A 21,066-nucleotide genomic window follows, 5' to 3' on the forward strand; every position below is an offset into this window, starting at 1 on the left:
TGCAATCAATTGAGAAAAATCTTAATTCTTTTCTGGTTTCAAATTAAGTGATTCATCAATATCTTCATAATCCCTTTGTTGTTCTAACGCATTCATCTCTTCTTGCGCTTTTCTCTCTTCAACACATTTAATTTGAATTTGTTGCTTACTTTGAATTAAACGAATTGCAAAATAGATATCAGGGACAACTAATAAATCATCATCAGAGCGTGTAATTTTATTTTGTTCTAGCCAACGTTTAATTGATGTACGACGCCCTGCCAACACTAACGTGACACCTTTCGCTTTCAAAGATGTGACGATATCATTAAGAGTTGAAAATACACTCACATCATTATGGGTAAAACTTACCGCGGCGTCGACGATCACCCATGCAGGTCTCTTTAATTGGTTATCTAAGTGCTTATTCAACCGCTCTTTAAAGTAATTCACGTTGAAGTAAGTCAACGGAGAGTTAAAACGATAAATTAATACACCTTCAATAGGTTGAATATCATTATCTGATGTCATTGAATGCAACATGCCTTGCTCATCCACACCAAGTTGCTGATCGGTTGGCCTAAATATCACTCGGATAAACTGCAATAAACCCAATAATACGGCTAAACCCACACCACTGATTAGCCCAACTAGCAACACAGCAACTAACGTAAAGACACATAAGAAGAAGGCTTCTCTATTACGCTTACGCATGGATAAAATACTACGAAAGCTAATTAACGAGAACGTCGAAACGACCAGTACCATTCCCAAGGCTGGCATCGGAATATATTCCAATAAGTCCATAGAAAATAACAATACGGCTAAAATCGTTAGTGCCGCAACAATAGAAACGAGCTGAGTTTTCCCCCCCATCATATCGTTAACTGCTGTACGGCTGCTTGCCGCACTCACAGCAAAACCTTGGGAAAACGCAGAGGCGATGTTGGCTATCCCTAATGCACGTAGTTCCTGATCCGCATCAATAGCATAGCCATTTTTACTAGCGAAACTACGCGCAGTCATCATAAAACTGACAAAGCTGATCACTGCCAAGTTCATTGAAGGAATAACTAAGTCGCGTAGCAGTCCCGGTGGGAACTCGGGCATTGGAATAGAAGGCAACCCGTCTCCTAAATCCCCGACAATACTAATACCATACTGTTCAAGATTAAATACGATACTAGCAACCGTCGCGAGAACCATGGCAATCAATAATGATGGCCACTTACTACGCACACGTTTAATAATTAATGTGACTGCTAATGTTGCCGCCGCAACCAATAAGGTTGGTATATGCGTTTGTGCTATTGATTGAGGAAACGCAATAAGGCGCTCGATAAATCCTGCAGGTAATGTGGTAATACCAAAAATTTTACCCATTTGGCTAACAACGATGGTTAATGCCACCCCATTTAACAAGCCTTGTAATATCGGGCGGGATAGAAAATCAGCAAAAGTTCCTAAACGGAATCTTGCTGCAATCAAACACCAAATACCCGTCATGAGGCTCATTACAATGATTAACTGCCAGCGAACATTTTCATCCCCCATTGCAAGTGGAGCAACGGCAGCAGCAATAACCGCGCAAGTCGCCGCATCAGGGCCAATAATCAGTTGCTTTGATGTCCCAAACAACGCATAAAAAAACATAGGAAGGATACAGGCATACAATCCAACAATAGCGTTCACCCCCATTAATTCGGCATAAGCAATCGCAACAGGTAATGCCACCGCCGCAACGGACAATCCAGCTTTCACATCAGAACCTAAGTTTGAAAGCTGGTAGTTAAACAGCGTTTCTAAACCTGGCATCCAGACAAATAGCTTCGCCTTTATCATTGAGGAAAAACACCTATAAATTAGTAAGTTAAATTATCTAAAACCTTATTTATAGCCGAACTGATAAAGTTTATCTAGAAGTAAGTCAAATAATAGTAAAATTGTGCAAATATGATTGGTAACAAGGCATGTTTATTGGTAAAAAGGTGCAAACTTTTAACAATTAATGCCAATATCGGTTAAACTACTCTATTATCTTGACGTTGAGGCGCTGTATTCACTGTTATGAAACAACTTATTGATTTTATCCCTCTGATTATCTTTTTCATCGTGTATAAGCGATACGACATTTTTTACGCAAGTGGTGCCTTAATGGTCACTACACCACTGGCATTGTTAGCCACTTATCTTATTTATAAGAAAGTTGAAAAAGTAGCCAAGATCACCTGTGCTATTGTGATGGGTTTTGCGGCATTAACACTAATTTTCCACAGTGATGCATTCATTAAATGGAAAGTCACCATCATTTATGGTGCATTCGCTATCGCGTTATTATTCAGCCAATGGTTTACTGAAAAACCATTAATTCAACGTATGCTAGGAAGTAACCAAGAAATTAAGTTAGCGGATAGTTACTGGAATAAGCTTAATAGTGCATGGGCTATCTTCTTTGTTTTTTGTGCAGTTTTAAATATTTATGTCGCATTTTGGATGGCACAAGATATTTGGGTCAATTTCAAAGTATTCGGTCTGACGGCAGGAACACTGATTTTTACTGTGTTAAGCGTAGTATATATTTTTAAAAACATGACCAAAGAAGCGGTTGAAAAACACGAAGAGTAGTCATGTTTCTGAATATCTAAACAAAAAAACCTGCTTTATCTGATTGAGCAGGTTTTTTTGTTTTTAAGCTAATGTCGGTTTTGACCAAACGCTTTTTCAATCTTTTTGTCAGTATTGTATTGTGATAACGCATATACAGACCAGATAGCCGCTGGCAACCAACCAATTAAAGTCAGTTGTAAAATCAGACAAATTATTCCTGCAAATGGACGACCAATAGTAAAAAATTGCAACCACGGTAATAATATCGCCAAAATGAGTCTCATACTTTCCCCCCAAATACTTATCAACGGTTTATGGTTTAAGTATAGGCAATCTAGCCAATTGACTAAATACAAAAAACACTTCTAGCGTTTTCTTTGCATAACTCTAACTTTCAGCCGAATTTAAACACAATACGCCGATGTTCTGCGCTATTTATTGGATTTTATTGGCTAAACACGTTTTATTGGCGATACTTGGACAATAAGTCTGTAGTTAGAGTTTACTTGAGTATCAGTAATTTGCTATAAATGCTAACTAGTCGTTTTTATTCCCTTTTTAATAAGAGTTAAATATGCAATTACCAAACGGTGAATTGGTTTTACGAACCCTCGCCATGCCTGCGGATACAAACGCCAATGGTGATATTTTCGGTGGCTGGTTAATGTCACAAATGGACATTGGCGGTGCTATCCTTGCAAAAGAAATCGCGCTCGGCCGTGTTGTTACCGTCGCAGTGAATGGCATAAAATTTCAAAAACCTGTCGCAGTCGGTGATGTGGTCTGTTGCTACGCGCGCTGCTTAAAAACAGGTAAAAGCTCAATTACCATTAATATTGAAGTGTGGGTGAAAAAAGTTGCAACGGAGCCTGTAGGCCAACGTTACCGTGCCACCGATGCGGTATTTACCTATGTAGCCGTGAATGATGATAATACGCCACGAGAGTTACCAACAGAAAAACAGCATTTCCAATTAGCCAGCTCTGAGCAAATCACTGAATAATCGTTTAATTCACGCTTAAATTAAAAAAGCACCGTTTTGGTGCTTTTTTAATGGCTTAATCAGCAAGTTACACTTGGCTAACTGTACCATCCAGTTTGAAGTAAATTTCGGTGACATAACCTTTTGCGGGTTGTTTCTCGAATGTCCAGCGGTTCATTGCTCGTTTAACATCTCGCTCAAACAAACCTTTCGGTGAAACCTCAACAAACTCGATATTCGTCACACGGCCGCCGTCGTCAATATCATAACGCACCTTAACATACCCCTCTTTCCCTAAACGGCGTGCACGTTCTGGATAAACAGGAGCTTGTTTATGTAGAGCCCTTGGACCACTTTTCGCGGTAGACTGGCTATTACTCGCCCCAGTATTTTTTGCGGTCGTTACTGGATTATTGTTTGTTTTCGGTGCTGTTGCATCTGATTTGATGTTATTCATCGCAAGTTGTTTTTCAACAGGCTTAACATCTTCTTTAATTTTTTTCTTTTCTTCCTGCTTTGGTTTTGGCTTCTTCTTCACTTCAGGTTTTTTCTTCGGCAAAACAATCGCAGGCTCAACCACAGGTTCGGGTTCAGGTTCGATAATCGGTTCTGGCTCTGGTTCGACAGGTGTTTCAACCTCAGGAACAGGCTCTGAAGCAGGTTCAGGGGCAGCAAAAGCAACCATCGCAATCGTCATTGGCTCAGGATCTCTAGCCAAATTAGGTTGATTAAAAATCCATGCCATCGCAAGACCTGCATGAATAGATAACGAAATGACGATAATTAAACTCCAACGGATCCAACGCATATGCAATTTCTACCCTACACCTGTCGACCTAAAAGAATATAGTCACTAGTTTAAATGCAAATAGCAATCATATTCAATAAGGTTTGTCATACAAAGTGAAAAATGTGAATGTGCGCCCTAATAACCCTACTCAACCCATTGAGTAAAAAGTAGTGAGTGTCGACGGCGATAAATATCGATTTTGCGCATGGCATAAATGTGCATATTGCGTCTTGAATGCCCTTCTAGCCAGCGTCGACGGCGACGTTGCACTTGTCTTAACATTCTCCAACGACCGACCTCATGCCTACTGCGTCTCATTTTTCTGCCCTTTTTTATGAAAAAATACGGTGAGAAAATATTATATTCCTTTGAAAAAAAGAGCCAAGAAGATCTTTTATGGTCTATCTCATAATAATTATTTAATTTCAATATTTATTATTTCAATTTGAAATTATTATTTCCTCATGAATTATCTATTACACAAAGCTTTTACTGCAAAATTTTGCTAAATTCTATTAAGTTAATATATTGCTCACTGTTTTTTCAGGTAAAACTTCTTTTTTCGATGGTATTTTCCTATTAGCGAGAGGCATTTAATCCATTATGGCAACTGTTTATACCCTTATGAGTTGGCTTCTATTTTTCCTTTACTGGCTACTTATTGCAGCAATTACTGTCCGCATTTTAGTTAAAAGGAGGCCTGTGACCTCTGCAATGACATGGTTGTTAATTATTTATATCCTTCCTTTAGTTGGGATAATTGCCTATGTCGCCTTTGGGGAGCTTCATTTAGGGAAACGCCGTGTTGATAAAGCCCACCATATGTGGCCTTCTGTCGCCACATGGCTCGAAAACTTACGCCATTCAAAACATATTTTTGCAAATGAAAACAGTTCGGTAGCAGAACCGCTTTTTCAATTGATTGAAAAACGTCAGGGCATCGCTGGCGTTAAAGGAAACCGTATCCAACTATTAACCACTTGCGAAGATTCATTAAAAGCCATTGTTAATGACATTAATAATGCACAGCATTCTATCGAGATGGTGTTCTACATTTGGCAACCTGGTGGATTGGTTGATGGCGTAACGGAGGCTCTGCTAAATGCCGCTAAACGTGGTGTAAAATGCCGCATCATGGTTGACTCCGCAGGGAGTTGGCACTTTTTCCGCAGTGATTATCCTGCAAAAATGCGCGCAGCAGGCATTGAGTTTGTCGAATCGCTAAAAGTGAATTTAATGCGTTTCTTCTTACGTCGCATGGATTTACGCCAACACCGTAAAATTATCATTATCGATAACTATATTTCATACACTGGAAGTATGAATATGGTTGACCCTCGCTATTTTAAACAAGACTCAGGTGTTGGTGAATGGATTGATATTTTAGTGCGTATGGAAGGCCCTGTGAGCACCACTTTAGGGATTGTGTATGCATTTGACTGGGAAATGGAAACAGGCCAACGTATTTTGCCACCACCACCAGACAGCAATATTATGCCGTTTGAGCAAGCCAATGGTCACACCACTCAAACCATCGCTTCAGGGCCTGGTTTCCCTGATGAACTGATTCAACAATCGCTGATGACCGCCATGTTTTCTGCTCGCAAACAGTTAATCATGACAACGCCCTATTTTGTCCCTAGTGATGACCTTCTGCATGCTATCTGTACCGCGGCCATGCGCGGTGTCGATGTGAGTATTATCATGCCAAGACAAAATGACTCTTTCCTCGTTCGATGGGCAAGCCGTTCATTTTATAGCGAATTACTTGAGGCTGGCGTAAAAATTTATCAATTCGAAGATGGCTTATTGCATACTAAAAGTGTCCTTGTGGATGGCGAACTCAGTTTAGTTGGTTCCGTTAATCTCGATATGCGTAGCTTATGGCTTAACTTTGAAATCACCGTCGTTATTGATGATAAAAGTTTTGGTAGCGATCTGACGTTAGTTCAGTATGATTACATGGCTCGATCAACACGCTTAGAAATTGAAGAATGGGAACAACGCCCCTTCTGGAACCGCGTGGTTGAGCGTGTTTGTTATTTCTTTAGCCCACTGTTATAGCGTAAATGAATTAGGAAAGGTCATGACTGAGAAACACAATATACATTTAATCGATGAAGACGATATCATTGAAATGGCTTATGACCTTTTTCTCGAAGGCGCAATGGATAATCTAGAACCTGCTGACCAGCTTATTTTTGCCTTACAGTTTGAAGAATCTGGCGCAGCTGAACTCATTGATTTAACTGATAATTGGCAAGGTATTCTGCCGAGTGAGGCAAATTTATCACAGTTCAGTGAAGTGATTATTGGGCTAGCGAAAAACCCTGATGACGAACTCGACGATATCTTTGCTCGCGTATTAATTAGCCGCCATCCTACAGAACCTTTCCACTCTATTCTCTGGAAAAAATAACGATTGAGGGGCATTAGCCCCTCTTCTTCACATCTTAATCTTCTTTAGGAAAGTCGCCTGTCACTGAAAATTTTCGCAAATAATTCTGAATATTGGTCCTGACATATTCATTTTTCTCTTTTGGGAATTTTTTCCATGCACATTCTAATAGAGGAATAACATCAGGTATTACAGTATTAAGTTCAACTAGCGTTCGAATGGCCAGACAAGCCATGTCACCATCATCTGACGTAATGCTTGGGTAAAAAAGTGCAGATTTTTCCTTAACATTCGTATCAGAACTCGCTGCATAAAGAGCAGTTCTCGCAAGGTTTAGGTTCGAATGTTTAAATAAATGAGCAAAATCTTCAGCTTGTGTGGCAGCTAAGTCTTTAAGTATGTACCCTGCAAAACGAATAAAATCGGCATCTTCCACACTTTTGATTAGCTCCAAAATATTATCTTTATAATCGGCTAAGTTCTCTTTTTGATTAAAAAAGATAGTACTAATCGCTAAATTTTGCCATGCACGGTCGGTACTTTTTAACGCAGACATAAGGTATGAGGAAGCAATATTAGGTGCATATTGCGCTAAAACTCTCAAAGCCAGTTTTGACTCTTCCCCTTGGTTTTCTTTAATAATTTCGGTCAATAACACCAAACCTTTATCAGATAAAAGCTTAAGTTTAGTCAACCCTGACAATACCTGACATCTTAATTCCGAACTATCCATTTGGATGTATAAATCAAATAACGTTTGCTCATCACCGCCAATTCTGTGACCAAACCAACTAGTTTCATAGCCTTGAATAACTTCATCTAACCAACGTTCATACCATTGTGAAAAACTCAGTTCGTAAGAAAAGAAGAAAGGCTGATTAGAACCACACCAATGGTTTGTATAAATAATTCGCCCTGCATATTCCCCTGTAATCACTAATAATAAATCATATTCACACCCGCACGTTCCAAGGTAAAAAACACCTTGGTGAATATAGTTTTCTCGCTCATCGAATTCTTCATCACTGCAATCATCATCAAGGAAAGTCAGTTTCTGCCATTCCTCTTGGCTCATCGTAGGACTTAAAATAGAGGGTAATGCTGCGGTTTGATCAAAGCGGCTTTCGCTATCTTCAAAACGGACAATTCCATAATAAGGCCCTAGTCCACCATTACCAATTTGCGTTAAAAACTGTACAAAATCTTGCGGTAATGTCGCCCCCGTTCGCTTTTGCCATTTTTCAATATCTGCTAAGGCAATAACGGGGTTTAACTCATATTCATGGCTATCTGCACCAAATAAGTTTAACTCGCTATCTACTTGTTTAACTAAAGGGATTTTCTCACGAATTCGTGCTAATGCGTCGTTTGGATACTGTTCATTAATCTGCTGCCATTGGCGTAAAACCGAAACCGTCTCTTCATCCTGTAAAAAATCATTCGTCATTTATGTTGAACCTTTATTTTATTGCCTCAATGAATAATTAGTTTATTAACATGTTTTGCTTCCATTATTTATCAGTCATTATCTGAACACAGCTAAAAAAGTGGTTTTTAAGATTAATAACAAAAAAGCAGAGCCAATTGACTCTGCTTTTAAGGTTAATTGTTGGCAAAAATGATTAAAGAGGGTCTATTTTCAAACAAGATACTGCATGTCTAAAACTACCTTCTAACAACGGACGCGTTTTCGCACACCCTTCATCTGCCAATGGACAACGTGTTCTGAAAACACAACCTGAAGGAGGGTTAATCGGTGATGGCAGCTCCCCCTCGAGTAATTCAATGCTTTTATTTTTTTCCTTGTCAGGGTCTGGCACAGGAACCGCTGACATCAACGCTCGAGTATACGGGTGTAAGGGGTTATTATAGACCTCATCATAGGTACCTAATTCCACGGCATGTCCCAAATACATCACCAGTACACGGTCAGAAATGTGCTTAACCACGGCTAAATCATGAGCAATAAATATCAGCGATAATTTCATTTCACGCTGTAGTTCTTGCAGTAAATTCACCACTTGCGCCTGAATGGATACATCCAGCGCAGAAACTGGTTCATCACAAATAACCAATTTTGGTTCTAATATCAACGCCCTAGCAATACCAATTCGCTGGCACTGCCCCCCAGAAAACTCATGGGGATAGCGGTTAATCAAGTTCGGTAATAACCCCACTCGCATCATCATCGCTTTTACTTTTTCGGTGATTTGCGATTGTGGCATTTTCGGGTGATAGGTTTTTAGTGGTTCAGCAATAATATCACCAATGGTCATTCGCGGGTTTAATGAGGCCAATGGGTCTTGGAAAATCATTTGAATATCGCTACGCACACTGCGCCACTCTTTATCACTTTTACCTAATAAATTTTGACCTAGCCAGCTAACGGTGCCGTCTGTCGCTTTGACTAAGCCAATTAGCGCACGAGCAAAGGTGGATTTACCACAACCAGACTCACCAACCACCCCCAGAGTTTCCCCTTCGTATAAGCGCAGTGTGACGCCATCCACCGCCTTTAAACTTTTGTCGGGTTGCCAAAACCACTGCTTTTTATCCCTAATGGAAAAGTGCACTTTTAGATCATTAACTTCCAGTAACACAGGCCTATTTTCATGAGTCGTCATACTAATTCCTCCATAGGCTTGAAGCAGGCACGCAGGCGAGTTTGCGCAAAGGATGATAAAGCAGGTTCACTTTCTACACATTGCTGTGTTGCATATTGGCAACGTGGTGAGAACGGACAACCTTTTGGTAATCTTAATAGATTTGGTGGGTTACCTGGTATTGTTGCGAGACTTTCATCATCCCCATCGAGTCGCGGAACTGCCGCTAATAGCCCCAAAGAATAAGGGTGAGATGGCTGATAAAAAATATCTTTGGCAGTGCCATACTCCATAGTGCGCCCCGCATACATGACCAACACTTTGTCGCAAACGCCAGCCACAACCCCCAAGTCATGGGTGATCAAAATAATTGCTGTATCAAACTCATCTTTCAATTCATTCAGCAACGTCATGATTTGCGCTTGTACCGTCACATCTAACGCCGTTGTTGGCTCATCTGCAATCAGTAATTTTGGTTGGCACAATAGTGCCATCGCAATCATCACCCTCTGGCGCATTCCGCCTGAGAATTCATGGGGATACATGTTCATACGCTTACGCGCTTCAGGCATTTTAACCGCATCCAACATTTTCACTGATGCCTCGAAAGCGTCACTTTTGCCCATCCCCTTATGGAGCATCAGTACCTCAGATAGCTGCGTGCCAATTTTTAAGTAGGGATTTAATGACGTCATTGGGTCTTGGAAGATCATGGAGATTTCTTCAGCCCGCATCCGATTTAATTCTTTTTCTTTTAAATTCAGAATTTCACGACCATTAAACATCGCCGAACCATTGATTCGGCCATTTTTTGCCAGTAGTCCCATCAAAGCAAATGCCGTTTGCGATTTCCCTGACCCTGACTCCCCAACAATACCCAAGGTTTCCCCTGCGCGTAAATCAAAATTAAGCTTATTAACCGCAGTGACATCGCCATCTTGCGTAGAAAAAGTCACACTCAAATCTTTAACTGATAACAGAGGGCTTTTGGTTGAATTTATTGACATAACATTTCCCTCTAACGGTCTTTCGGATCGAGGGCATCACGTAAGCCATCGCCGATAAAATTAAAACAAAACAACGTGATAACCAGAAAACCTGCAGGGATCAATAATAACCATGGTGTCACTTCCATCGAATTTGCCCCATCACTGAGCAAAGCCCCCCAACTGCTGAGTGGCTCTTGTGTGCCCAAACCTAGGAAGCTGAGGAATGATTCAAACAAGATCATGCTCGGTACTAACAAGGATGCATAGACTACCACCACACCCAGCACATTTGGCACAATATGGCGTAAAATAATATGGCGCGTGCTGACACCGCAAACTAATGCCGCTTCAATAAACTCTTTACGTTTTAACCCCAGTGTTTGACCACGTACAATACGTGCCATATCTAACCAAGAGACCATCCCAATTGCGACGAAAATCAATAAGATATTGGTGCCAAATAAGGTCACTAATAAAATAACGAAGAACATAAATGGAAATGAATTCAGAATTTCCAATAAACGCATCATGATTGAGTCAACTTTACCACCGACATAGCCTGCCAGTGAGCCATATAACGTCCCAACCACTACTGCCACCAGCGCAGCAGCAACGCCGACCATCAGCGAGATACGCCCACCAATTGCGACACGCACTAGCAAGTCACGCCCCGACGCATCCGTACCAAAATAATGGCCTGTCGCCATATCTGGCGGCATGGACATCATCTCCCAATCGGTATCATCGTATAGGAATGGTGATAGCATCGGCGCAAAAATGACAAATAATGTGATTAAAAACAACACACATAAACTGAAAATTGCCGCACGGTTATGCATGAAACGACGACGTGCATCTTGCCACAAACTTCGCCCTTCAATATCCAATTGCTCTGAAAAATTCGCCAGAGCTTCACTATTTTTTTGATTCGAAATCATAGCGTTTCTCCAATTAGTAGCGAATTTTCGGGTCAATGACGGCATACAACACATCGACAATAGCATTAAAGGTTATCGTTAATACCCCAACCAAAATGGTTAAGCTCAACACCAATGAATAATCGCGGTTAAGTGCGCCATTAACGAATAATTGACCAATGCCAGGTAAGCCAAAAATAGTTTCAATCACCATTGAACCCGTAATGATTCCCACAAATGCAGGGCCCATATAAGAAAGCACTGGGAGCAACGCAGGTTTTAAGGCATGGCGTAAAATGATAGTTCTCAGTGGTAAGCCCTTAGCGCGTGCAGTACGGATAAAATTTGAATGCATAATTTCTATCATCGAGCCACGAGTGATACGGGAAATACTGGCAATGTAGGCTAATGACAGTGCCACCATCGGCAAGATCATATGTTTCAAATTACCGCCGTCCCAGCCACCGCCGGGGAGCCATTTCAAGTGAATGGCAAATATCAGCACCAAAAGAGGTGCCACAACAAAGCTGGGGATGACAACCCCCGTCATGGCAAACCCCATGACTGTAAAGTCCCATTTAGTATTTTGATTAAGGGCAGCAATGACCCCTGCCGTGACACCAAATAAAACAGCAACCACAAAGGCAGTAGCCCCCAGTTTCGCAGAAACAGGGAAGGCTTTCGCTACTAAGTCATTGACACTATAGTCTTTATATTTAAATGAAGGCCCAAAATCGCCTTGTGAGAGTTGAATAAGGTAGTTGAAGTACTGCTTATACATCGGATCATTTAAATGGTATTTGGCTTCAATATTTGCCATCACCTCAGGTGGTAGCTTACGCTCGCCTGTAAACGGACTACCCGGCGCTAAGCGCATCATAAAAAATGAGATGGTAATGAGAATTAAAAGAGTCGGGATCGCCTCAAGCACCCGACGCAAAATAAATTTCAGCATTGCTCGTTCCTGCTTCTATTGCCCATTAGGCTAATATCTGGCCCCTCTCGGAGCCAGAGCATTGTTATTAGTGTTTGATAATATATAAATCTTTAGTATGTAAGTTATCTAATGGGTCTTTACCACTATAACCACCAACGTAAGGTTTCACTAAACGGGTGTTAACGTAGTAGTAAAGCGGAACAATGCCTGAATCTTTATCGAGTAACTTTTCAGCTTGTTGATATAAGGCCGCTCGTTCTTCGTCTGTTTTCACCTGTAATGTTTTCTTCATCACAGCATCAAAGTCCGTATTTTTATAGTGAACCGTGTTGTTACTACTGTAGGAAAGCAGCATATTCAGGAACGAAGATGGTTCGTTATAGTCTGCGCACCATCCTGCGCGGGCAACATCATAATTACCTTGATGTCGGCTATCCAAGAAGGTTTTCCACTCTTGGTTTTCGAGTTTAACGTCTGCGCCGATATTTTTCTTCCACATAGAAGAGGCAGCAATCGCAATACGTTTATGCAAATCTGACGTATTATATAGTAAGTTGAATTTTAATGGGTTTGCTTTGTTATAACCCGCCTCTTCCAGCAATTGTTTCGCTTTTTCATTACGCTGTTCCTGAGTCATATTGGCGTACCAATCTGGTTTCTCAGTTTTCATGCCGCTGGTAAAGGGTGGAGTAAAACCATAAGCGGGGATATCCCCCTGCGCTTTCACTTTATAGGTGATAGTGTCTCGGTCCATCGACAGTTTTAATGCTTCACGAACACGCGGGTCGTTAAATGGTGGTTTTTCGTTATTAATTTCATAGTAGTAAATACACAGATAAGGATTTACACGTAACTCATTGGGCATGTTTTGTTGTAAGCTTTTAAATTGCTCAATAGGTAAGTTACTGTACGTCATATCAATTTCACCACTTCGGTAGCGGTTTACATCGGTGACTTCAGACGAAATTGGCAGGAAAGTGACTTGGTCAATAATCGTGTTTGCGTTATCCCAATATGTTGGGCTGCGCTCTAATACAATACGCTCGTTAACAGTCCAATCTTTCAGTTTATAGGCTCCGTTACCGACAAAATTTTGGGGTTGTGTCCATTTAGCTCCATTCTTTTCAATCACTTTTTTGTTTACTGGGGACATGGATGAGTGAGCTAATAATTTAGGAATATAAGGAACGGCTTCACTGAGCGAAATAACTAATGTTTTGTCATCAAGCGCTTTGACACCAAGTTCTTGCGGTTTTTTCTTACCCGCAATAATATCGTCAACATTTTTGATATGCGCGTATTGTAGGTAGCTTGCATATGGAGAGGCGGTATCAGGGTCTGCTAAACGTTGCCAACTATAAACGAAATCCTCTGCCGTGACAGGGTCACCATTTGACCATTTTGCCCCATCACGAATTTTAAACGTCCACTCGGTAAAATCTTTGTTTTCCCAGCTGGTTGCTGAGCCAGGTAAAATTTCCCCATCTGGCCCAACAATAGTAATCCCTTCAAATAGATCCCTTGCTAAAGCTGACTCTGGTACCCCTTCAATTTTATGTGGATCTAAAGACTGTGGCTCTGAACCGTTATTTCTGACCATCACTTGCTTTTCAGCAAGTTCAACACCAGCTGGAACCGTCGCAGCAAAACTGGTTGCTATTGACCCCATCGCTAACCCAGCGGTAACGCTAAGTGCAATAATCGATTTATTGATTAATTTACTCATCTTATCGGTTACTCCCATACATATTTATTATGATTGTGTGTTGATGCAGGTTTATCTTAGAGATAAACACTTTTTATAATTATTTGGATATTATTTATTAGGTTCACTTATATATAACCGTTTAATATCCGTATAATCAAGGGGGTCTTTACCTTTAAATCCACCAACGGTGGGTTTTACCATACGTGCGCTGACGCGATAATAGACAGGAACTAACGCAGAGTCCTTGTCTAACAAGGCTTCAGCTTGTTGATAAATCTGATGGCGCGCTTGTTCATCTTGTGCAGTTAACGCTTGGGCAAGTAATGCGTCAAACGTGGCATTTGAATAGAAACCAGTGTTATTGCTGTTGTCCGTTAACATCATATTTAAAAATGCAGTTGGTTCATTGTAATCAGCACACCAAGTCGCCCTTGCAACGTCGTATTGCCCTTCATGACGGCTTTGCAGTGAAGTTTTCCATTCCTGATTTTGTAGCGTAACTTTCGCACCAATATTTTTTTGCCACATAGAAGCGGCAACAATCGCTTGCTGTTTATTTTGGTCTGACGTGTTGTATAACAACGAAAATTTCAGGGGATTCTCTTTGGTGTAACCCGCTTCTGCCAATAGTTCTCTCGCCCGTTGATAACGCTGCTCAGCGGGTAAACTGGCCCACTGCGGTGGCTCAAAATTGCCATTATTAATAAATGTTGGTGTGAACCCATAAGCTACGGTTTGGCCTTGGTTGATGATTTTATTCGTAATAGTTTCTCTATCTAACCCTAATTTAATAGCCTCCCTCACTCTAGGGTCATTAAATGGTGGGCGTTTATTATTAATTTCATAATAAAAAGTACACAAATAAGGCCTTACATATAACTCATTGGGCTTTTCTTGCTTCATCTTTTGATAAAGCGCGGGCGGAATAGCGGAATTGCTGATATCGGTTTCCCCACTGCGATAGCGGTTGATATCACTAACTTCAGAAGAAATTGCGAGGAACGTCGCTTGGTCTATCTGGCTCTGCACATTATTCCAATATAGCGGATTACGTTTTACAACAATGCGCTCGTTAACCACCCATTTATCCAGCAAATATGCCCCATTACCCACAAAATTTTGTGGTTGAGTCCATTTATCACCATGTTTTTCAATTGTCTGTTTATTAACAGGCTTCATCGCTGTATGGGATAGCATATCAACAAAATAGGGGACAGGATGGCTTAACGTGACTTGTAAGTGATGAGGATCTAAGGCTTTTACGCCAAGTTCATTGACAGGCTTTTTCCCTGCCAAAATAGCATCTGCATTTAAAATATAAGCGTTTTGTAGGTAACTTGAATAAGGTGAGCCCGTTGCTGGATCCGCGAGACGTTGCCAGCTATAGACAAAATCTTCCGCAGTGACAGGGGTTCCATCACTCCACTTTGCGTCATCTCTGAGCGTAAAAATCCAAGTAATGTAATTATCATTTACCCAGTTTTTTGCCACACCTGGTGTCACTTTGCCATCGACATCAGTATAAACCAGGCCTTCTAACAAATTTAAAATAACATTACTTTCAGGCACTCCCTCCACTTTGTGCGGGTCGAGGGAAGCCACTTCTGAACCATTGTTAATCACAATTGACTGTACAGGTTTAACAATATTGGCACTCATTGATGATGTCGTAATAAATAATGACAGTGCTCCCAAACCCATTGCCGTTCTTATCATTTTATCCCTCATGATTAGCAACCTTCGCAGTAATTAACGAAACCTTTTATCTAGCCGAACATGGCCAAATGCACCCTTTGAATATGAATAATTAAAACAATTAATTAACATTTTCTGGTTAAAAATTTCATGCTATTTCTAAAAAAAACTCATCAACACACCATTAAACACATTAAAATCAATGCGATACCATAAACCCCATCATATCGCACAGCATGTCCCCCCTTCACACTTCCAAACATATCATTAACAAACACCAATTAAAATAGTGAATAAATTTACGTAGCTCACAATTCCTTACTTTTTATCCCTATTTTAGCAAAAAATGCGATATTTAATTACAGATGTGACTTTTATTATTGCTGATTGTTTGTTGTGAAAGAGATTAGATAACGACATATCCTGCTATTGGATACCACAATACTGTTTTTGAAAGGCGATAGTTTTTCTCAATGCTGCTGTCAGCAAAATGCATAACAGCAGCATTGGAAAGAGGTGTTTTTAGAGTAAACCTGGGAAAAGTGCTTTAACCCCTGTGACGATAAATTCGATGCCCAACGACATCAATAATAATCCCATAATACGCGTAACAACGTTGATCCCTGTCTGCCCTAAATAGCGTACTAATAACGAAGCGGAGCGAAATAATAACCAACAACAAAAGGCAAAGAAAATACTGGTTAGGGCTAAACCCAAGAAATTTTGCCAGCCATGCCACCTTGAAGACCAAACAATACAAGAACTTATTGCTCCAGGGCCAGCCATTAACGGTAATGCCAGAGGCACAACACCAATGCTGTCGCGAACCGCTGTTTCTGTTTTTTCTTGTTTATTCTGTTTGTCTTCACCAATTTTCCCGCTGATCATCGACATTGCGATGGTGACAATCAATATCCCCCCTGCAATACGGAATGAATCAATAGAAATCCCAAATAATTGTAAGATTGAATCGCCAATTAATAATGACGTACATAAAATAATAGCAACGGAAGTATTCGCAATGGTATTGGTTTTATTTCTCCCTGCATTACTTTGATAATTAGTCATACTGATAAACACAGGCAAAATACCCACAGGGTTTACCAATGCAAATAAACCGATAAAAAATTTAATGTAGCCCGATAAGTCAAGTAATGCTGCACTCACTCATTCATTTCCTTAAATAACTCTTGTTAGAGGTTTATTGATGTCTTAAATAATTTTATCACTGATGCAGTAAATTTCCTTGAGAAAAGCACTAATTTCTGTGAATGTCTCTTTTTACCCCATTTTTTGTTAGCTTTATTATCAATCTCGACGCATTTAGCTTACTTATGTGAAAGTTAATTAATACACCAACAACACTATTTCAAATAGTACAAAAACAGCCATGCTGAAAGGTGTCAGCTTGCCATTTTCGTGATTTAGATCACTTTATTTAATTCCTGTTTTGTTAATCTATCCTTAACTGATAGACAGAGTTAATGATGAACCAATCATCAATAATTCACGTTTTAACAAGGTTTTTAAGCCAATAGGCGATGATGAGCTACGTTATTATAGATATTATCTATACTTTCTTTTTTAAGTGGTCTTTTTTAAACCTCTTTATAATAGATACATTGCTCATTGGCTTAAAAAGTTTAACATTTATCAGGAGTAATCTATATGTCCGTAACTAACGTTACCGAACTCAATGAACTCGTTGCTCGTGTCAAAAAAGCTCAACGCGAATTCGCTAGTTTTTCGCAAGAAAAAGTAGATGAAATCTTCCGCGCTGCTGCCCTTGCTGCTGCTGATGCACGTATCCCTCTCGCAAAACTCGCGGTAGAAGAGTCTGGAATGGGTATTGTTGAAGATAAAGTGATCAAAAACCACTTTGCCTCTGAATATATCTATAATGCCTATAAAGATGAAAAGACCTGCGGTGTACTTTCTGAAGACCCAACATTTGGTACGATTACAATCGCAGAACCTATTGGGATTATTTGTGGTATCGTACCAACCACAAACCCAACATCAACAGCCATCTTTAAATCCCTGATTAGCTTAAAAACCCGTAATGCCATTATCTTTTCACCACACCCTCGCGCAAAAGTAGCCACTAACCGTGCCGCCGAAATTGTTCTTAATGCCGCTATCGCAGCAGGTGCGCCAAAAGATATTATTGGTTGGATTGATTCCCCATCAGTTGAATTATCCAATGCATTAATGCATCACCCTGATATTAACCTGATCTTGGCGACAGGTGGCCCTGGTATGGTTAAAGCGGCTTACAGCTCAGGAAAACCCGCTATTGGTGTAGGTGCAGGAAACACCCCTGTGGTTATTGATGAAACTGCAGATATTAAACGCGCAGTGGCTTCTATTTTAATGTCCAAAACCTTCGATAACGGTGTTATCTGTGCATCTGAGCAATCTGTTGTCGTTGTCGATGAAATCTATAGTCAAGTACGTGAACGTTTTGCAAGTCACGGTGGCTACTTACTGCAAGGTAAAGAACTCAAAGCTGTTCAAGATATCATCTTAAAAAATGGCAATTTAAACGCAGCTATCGTGGGTCAACCTGCTTATAAAATTGCAGAGATGGCTGGCATTACGGTGCCAATCAATACAAAGATTTTAATTGGTGAAGTGAAACTGATCGATGATTCAGAGCCCTTTGCTCATGAAAAATTGTCTCCACTGTTAGCCATGTACCGCGGCAAAAACTTTGAGGATGCAGTATCGAAAGCTGAGCAGCTGGTTGAGATGGGCGGTATTGGCCACACATCTTGCTTATATACAGACCAAGATAATGAACATGAACGTGTCAATTATTTCGGTCAAAAAATGAAAACGGCGCGTATCCTGATCAACACCCCTGCCTCACAAGGTGGGATTGGTGACTTGTATAACTTTAAATTAGCCCCTTCTCTCACACTCGGCTGCGGTTCTTGGGGGGGTAACTCTATCTCTGAAAACGTTGGTCCTAAACATTTAATTAATACCAAAACTGTGGCGAAGAGAGCTGAAAATATGTTGTGGCATAAACTTCCAAATTCAATCTACTTCCGCCGTGGCTGTTTACCTATCGCCCTAGAAGAAATTGCAACTGACGGTGCAAAACGTGCATTTATTGTCACCGATGGCTATTTATTTAATAACGGCTATGTGGATGAAGTGGTTAATGTCCTCAAAAAACACCATATCGAAACCGATGTTTTCTTTGAAGTTGAAGCTGACCCAACGTTAACAGTTGTTCGTAAAGGTGCGGCGCAAATGCAAGCTTTCCAACCTGATGTCATTATCGCATTAGGTGGCGGTTCTCCAATGGATGCGGCGAAGATTATGTGGGTCATGTATGAACACCCTGAAACGCATTTTGAAGAGCTGGCGTTACGCTTTATGGATATCCGTAAACGTATTCACCGTTTCCCGAAAATGGGTGTGAAAGCAAAATTAGTTGCTATTACAACAACATCAGGTACAGGTTCTGAAGTCACACCATTTGCAGTTGTCACCGACGATAAAACAGGTCAAAAATACCCATTAGCGGATTATGCATTAACGCCTAATATGGCAATTGTCGATGCTAACCTCGTAATGAACATGCCTAAATCGTTAACTGCTTTTGGTGGTTTAGATGCCGTCACCCACGCATTAGAAGCTTATGTCTCCGTGTTAGCTAATGAGTTTACCGATGGTCAAGCTTTAAAAGCGCTAAGCTTATTAAAAGATTACCTGCCAGCAAGTTATCATGAAGGGGCTAAAAACCCAGTGGCACGTGAGCGTGTACACAATGGTGCAACCTTAGCAGGTATTGCCTTTGCTAACGCCTTCTTGGGTGTTTGTCACTCAATGGCACACAAACTGGGCTCTGAGTTCCATATTCCTCATGGTCTTGCGAATGCATTGCTAATTTGTAACGTTATTCGTTTCAATGCGAATGATAACCCAACCAAGCAAACTGCTTTTAGCCAATACGACCGTCCTCATGCACGCCGCCAATATGCTGAAATTGCAGATCATTTGGGGCTCACAAATGCAAATGACCGTACGGGTGTTAAAATTGAGAAATTATTAGCGTGGTTAGATGAAATTAAGGCTGACTTAGGCATTCCTAAATCTATCCGTGAAACAGGTGTTTCTGAAGCTGATTTCTTAGCCCGCGTTGATAAACTGTCAGAAGACGCTTTTGATGACCAATGTACAGGGGCTAACCCACGTTATCCATTAATCTCTGAAATTAAACAGTTATTACTGGATTCATATTATGGCCGTGAGTTTATTGAACATACAAGTGCACCATCTGCAGAAGTAAAGACAGAAAAAAAAGTTGTTGAGAAAAAGACGACAACGAAAAAAACGGCAGAGAAAAAATCATCTAAAAAATAATTTTTTGGATAATTAAATAATAAAGGCACTGCAAATGCGGTGCCTTTAATGTTTTACAAGTCAAATAATGCTATTAATCACAATCATATATTAGAGAAATTATACACAAGGGCTTTCATTAAAAGCCCATAGGTCTATTCTAAAAATAGGTTATTTTTCACTTTCCATTTTATTTTTCGTTTAATTGAAGTGAATAGCTTTTTTAGGAATCGTCCCTGCGTTCATTAATTTAGCTTGTTCAATCGCATCTGAATAATGCTTGCGACACACAGAGATGTATTTCTCATTTCCCCCTATATCCACCTGTGCGCCCTCATAAACTGGGATCCCATCACTTCCTACACGTAATACTTTATTCGCTTTACGGCCGCAGTAACAGACTGTTTTAAGCTCAACCAATTTATCAGCCCAAGCAAGTAAATATTGGCTTCCTGCGAACAGTTCACCTGCAAAATCAGTGCGTAAACCATAACATAAAACAGGGATATCGCAGTTATCAACGATATCGCATAATTGCGCTACTTGTTCTTTTGTTAAAAATTGACACTCATCAATAAGAACACAATGTACTTTCTGTGTGCTATTTTCACGTTTAATAATCTCTGCCATATTTGTCGATGGTGAGAATAATAACGCTTCAGCTGATAGCCCAATACGTGAGGATACCCTTCCTAGGGCAAAACGGTTATCAATTTCTGCCGTGAATATCAATGTTTGCATCCCTCTTTCGTTATAGTTATACGATGACTGTAACAAAGACGTTGATTTCCCCGCATTCATTGCTGAATAATAAAAATAAAGCTGAGCCATCTCGCTGTTTCCTCAAAAATTATATTCGAAATAATTTTATCATAAAACATATCATTAGATTAACTATAACCACTCTTTCTCACCTTTACTTATTGAAAATTTAACTCTTTTTACGTAAACATATCTGTATTTTATACTTATAATGATTATCTTATATGCAATAAAAACCAGTTCAATATTAACGACAAATGTTTTTGCTGAAGCACTGATGGCAAAAACCTCATCAAAAAAAGAAAATTTAAGTTAATCCCTGACATCGCTTCATTTTGAGCTA

General features: G+C 40.2%; 18 protein-coding genes. 5 read left to right on the forward strand and 13 right to left on the reverse strand.

Annotated elements, in window-relative coordinates; all coding sequences use genetic code 11:
* Nucleotides 1-21: 21 nt before the first annotated feature.
* Entirely contained in the window at nucleotides 22-1,821 is a 1,800-nt protein-coding gene (locus tag PSF27_RS09690) for a SulP family inorganic anion transporter (RefSeq protein ID WP_272539868.1), read from the reverse strand.
* 225 nt (nucleotides 1,822-2,046) lie between these two features.
* Between PSF27_RS09690 and PSF27_RS09695 the strand changes: the two genes are divergently transcribed.
* Nucleotides 2,047-2,604, forward strand: a complete 558-nt coding sequence (locus PSF27_RS09695; protein WP_206086118.1) for a septation protein A — start codon at nucleotides 2,047-2,049, stop codon at nucleotides 2,602-2,604.
* 68 nt (nucleotides 2,605-2,672) lie between these two features.
* Here PSF27_RS09695 and PSF27_RS09700 read toward each other — a convergent pair whose 3' ends face one another.
* Entirely contained in the window at nucleotides 2,673-2,870 is a 198-nt protein-coding gene (locus PSF27_RS09700) for a YqaE/Pmp3 family membrane protein (RefSeq protein ID WP_206086119.1), read from the reverse strand.
* Between the two features lie 290 nt (nucleotides 2,871-3,160).
* Between PSF27_RS09700 and yciA the strand changes: the two genes are divergently transcribed.
* The gene (gene yciA / locus PSF27_RS09705) at nucleotides 3,161-3,589 is read left to right on the forward strand and encodes an acyl-CoA thioester hydrolase YciA (RefSeq protein WP_206086120.1); all 429 of its coding nucleotides are present in this window, start codon (nucleotides 3,161-3,163) and stop codon (nucleotides 3,587-3,589) included.
* Between the two features lie 67 nt (nucleotides 3,590-3,656).
* Here yciA and PSF27_RS09710 read toward each other — a convergent pair whose 3' ends face one another.
* Complete coding sequence (locus tag PSF27_RS09710) at nucleotides 3,657-4,376, reverse strand: TonB family protein (RefSeq protein ID WP_206086121.1); 720 nt, start codon at nucleotides 4,374-4,376, stop codon at nucleotides 3,657-3,659.
* 126 nt (nucleotides 4,377-4,502) lie between these two features.
* Nucleotides 4,503-4,676: a YciY family protein gene (locus PSF27_RS09715; protein ID WP_206086122.1), complete on the reverse strand. Its 174-nt coding sequence runs from the start codon at nucleotides 4,674-4,676 to the stop codon at nucleotides 4,503-4,505.
* Between the two features lie 285 nt (nucleotides 4,677-4,961).
* Between PSF27_RS09715 and cls the strand changes: the two genes are divergently transcribed.
* Both cls and PSF27_RS09725 read left to right on the forward strand, forming a co-directional pair.
* A complete protein-coding gene (gene cls / locus PSF27_RS09720; protein WP_206086123.1) occupies nucleotides 4,962-6,422 on the forward strand; it encodes a cardiolipin synthase in 1,461 nt (486 codons plus the stop codon).
* A 22-nt stretch (nucleotides 6,423-6,444) separates the two neighbouring features.
* Entirely contained in the window at nucleotides 6,445-6,777 is a 333-nt protein-coding gene (locus PSF27_RS09725) for an HI1450 family dsDNA-mimic protein (protein ID WP_272681379.1), read from the forward strand.
* Between the two features lie 34 nt (nucleotides 6,778-6,811).
* Here PSF27_RS09725 and PSF27_RS09730 read toward each other — a convergent pair whose 3' ends face one another.
* From PSF27_RS09730 to PSF27_RS09765, 8 genes are all read right to left on the reverse strand, one after another.
* Nucleotides 6,812-8,203 (reverse strand): SMI1/KNR4 family protein, encoded by a 1,392-nt coding sequence (locus PSF27_RS09730; protein WP_272573174.1) that lies wholly within the window; start codon nucleotides 8,201-8,203, stop codon nucleotides 6,812-6,814.
* A gap of 175 nt (nucleotides 8,204-8,378) precedes the next feature.
* Entirely contained in the window at nucleotides 8,379-9,380 is a 1,002-nt protein-coding gene (gene oppF / locus PSF27_RS09735) for a murein tripeptide/oligopeptide ABC transporter ATP binding protein OppF (protein ID WP_206086126.1), read from the reverse strand.
* A complete protein-coding gene (locus PSF27_RS09740) occupies nucleotides 9,377-10,366 on the reverse strand; it encodes an ABC transporter ATP-binding protein (protein ID WP_206086127.1) in 990 nt (329 codons plus the stop codon). The genes oppF and PSF27_RS09740 overlap by 4 nt, the downstream gene beginning before the upstream one ends.
* Before the next feature lie 11 nt (nucleotides 10,367-10,377).
* On the reverse strand, nucleotides 10,378-11,286 hold the full coding sequence (gene oppC / locus PSF27_RS09745; protein ID WP_206086128.1) for an oligopeptide ABC transporter permease OppC: 909 nt from the start codon (nucleotides 11,284-11,286) through the stop codon (nucleotides 10,378-10,380).
* A gap of 13 nt (nucleotides 11,287-11,299) precedes the next feature.
* Nucleotides 11,300-12,220, reverse strand: a complete 921-nt coding sequence (oppB, locus tag PSF27_RS09750; protein ID WP_206086129.1) for an oligopeptide ABC transporter permease OppB — start codon at nucleotides 12,218-12,220, stop codon at nucleotides 11,300-11,302.
* A gap of 67 nt (nucleotides 12,221-12,287) precedes the next feature.
* Nucleotides 12,288-13,928 (reverse strand): oligopeptide ABC transporter substrate-binding protein OppA, encoded by a 1,641-nt coding sequence (gene oppA, locus PSF27_RS09755; RefSeq protein ID WP_206086130.1) that lies wholly within the window; start codon nucleotides 13,926-13,928, stop codon nucleotides 12,288-12,290.
* Nucleotides 13,929-14,018: 90 nt separating this feature from the next.
* On the reverse strand, nucleotides 14,019-15,626 hold the full coding sequence (locus tag PSF27_RS09760) for an ABC transporter substrate-binding protein (protein ID WP_371007206.1): 1,608 nt from the start codon (nucleotides 15,624-15,626) through the stop codon (nucleotides 14,019-14,021).
* 501 nt (nucleotides 15,627-16,127) lie between these two features.
* Nucleotides 16,128-16,772 carry a YchE family NAAT transporter gene (locus PSF27_RS09765; RefSeq protein WP_206086132.1) on the reverse strand — a complete coding sequence of 215 codons (645 nt, stop codon included), beginning with the start codon at nucleotides 16,770-16,772 and terminating at the stop codon, nucleotides 16,128-16,130.
* A 501-nt stretch (nucleotides 16,773-17,273) separates the two neighbouring features.
* On the opposite strand from PSF27_RS09765, the gene adhE reads away from it, so the two are divergent.
* Complete coding sequence (gene adhE, locus PSF27_RS09770) at nucleotides 17,274-19,982, forward strand: bifunctional acetaldehyde-CoA/alcohol dehydrogenase (RefSeq protein ID WP_206086133.1); 2,709 nt, start codon at nucleotides 17,274-17,276, stop codon at nucleotides 19,980-19,982.
* A 180-nt stretch (nucleotides 19,983-20,162) separates the two neighbouring features.
* On the opposite strand, the gene PSF27_RS09775 is transcribed toward adhE, so the two are convergent.
* On the reverse strand, nucleotides 20,163-20,792 hold the full coding sequence (locus tag PSF27_RS09775) for a thymidine kinase (RefSeq protein ID WP_206086134.1): 630 nt from the start codon (nucleotides 20,790-20,792) through the stop codon (nucleotides 20,163-20,165).
* Nucleotides 20,793-21,066 lie beyond the last annotated feature (274 nt).

Origin of the sequence: Providencia sp. PROV129 (assembly GCF_028482245.1) — a bacterium.
Classification (GTDB): Bacteria; Pseudomonadota; Gammaproteobacteria; order Enterobacterales; family Enterobacteriaceae; genus Providencia; species Providencia vermicola.

Coding starts and splice junctions, on each gene's coding strand:
- PSF27_RS09710 (WP_206086121.1), bottom strand. CDS start 4,376: ATGCGTTGGATCCGTTGGAGTTTAATTATCGTCATTTCGTTATCTATT.
- PSF27_RS09695 (WP_206086118.1), top strand. CDS start 2,047: ATGAAACAACTTATTGATTTTATCCCTCTGATTATCTTTTTCATCGTG.
- PSF27_RS09760 (WP_371007206.1), bottom strand. CDS start 15,626: ATGATAAGAACGGCAATGGGTTTGGGAGCACTGTCATTATTTATTACG.
- cls (WP_206086123.1), top strand. CDS start 4,962: ATGGCAACTGTTTATACCCTTATGAGTTGGCTTCTATTTTTCCTTTAC.
- PSF27_RS09700 (WP_206086119.1), bottom strand. CDS start 2,870: ATGAGACTCATTTTGGCGATATTATTACCGTGGTTGCAATTTTTTACT.
- PSF27_RS09730 (WP_272573174.1), bottom strand. CDS start 8,203: ATGACGAATGATTTTTTACAGGATGAAGAGACGGTTTCGGTTTTACGC.
- oppB (WP_206086129.1), bottom strand. CDS start 12,220: ATGCTGAAATTTATTTTGCGTCGGGTGCTTGAGGCGATCCCGACTCTT.
- oppF (WP_206086126.1), bottom strand. CDS start 9,380: ATGACGACTCATGAAAATAGGCCTGTGTTACTGGAAGTTAATGATCTA.
- PSF27_RS09690 (WP_272539868.1), bottom strand. CDS start 1,821: ATGATAAAGGCGAAGCTATTTGTCTGGATGCCAGGTTTAGAAACGCTG.
- PSF27_RS09715 (WP_206086122.1), bottom strand. CDS start 4,676: ATGAGACGCAGTAGGCATGAGGTCGGTCGTTGGAGAATGTTAAGACAA.
- PSF27_RS09725 (WP_272681379.1), top strand. CDS start 6,445: ATGACTGAGAAACACAATATACATTTAATCGATGAAGACGATATCATT.
- PSF27_RS09775 (WP_206086134.1), bottom strand. CDS start 20,792: ATGGCTCAGCTTTATTTTTATTATTCAGCAATGAATGCGGGGAAATCA.
- adhE (WP_206086133.1), top strand. CDS start 17,274: ATGTCCGTAACTAACGTTACCGAACTCAATGAACTCGTTGCTCGTGTC.
- oppA (WP_206086130.1), bottom strand. CDS start 13,928: ATGAGTAAATTAATCAATAAATCGATTATTGCACTTAGCGTTACCGCT.
- yciA (WP_206086120.1), top strand. CDS start 3,161: ATGCAATTACCAAACGGTGAATTGGTTTTACGAACCCTCGCCATGCCT.
- PSF27_RS09740 (WP_206086127.1), bottom strand. CDS start 10,366: ATGTCAATAAATTCAACCAAAAGCCCTCTGTTATCAGTTAAAGATTTG.
- oppC (WP_206086128.1), bottom strand. CDS start 11,286: ATGATTTCGAATCAAAAAAATAGTGAAGCTCTGGCGAATTTTTCAGAG.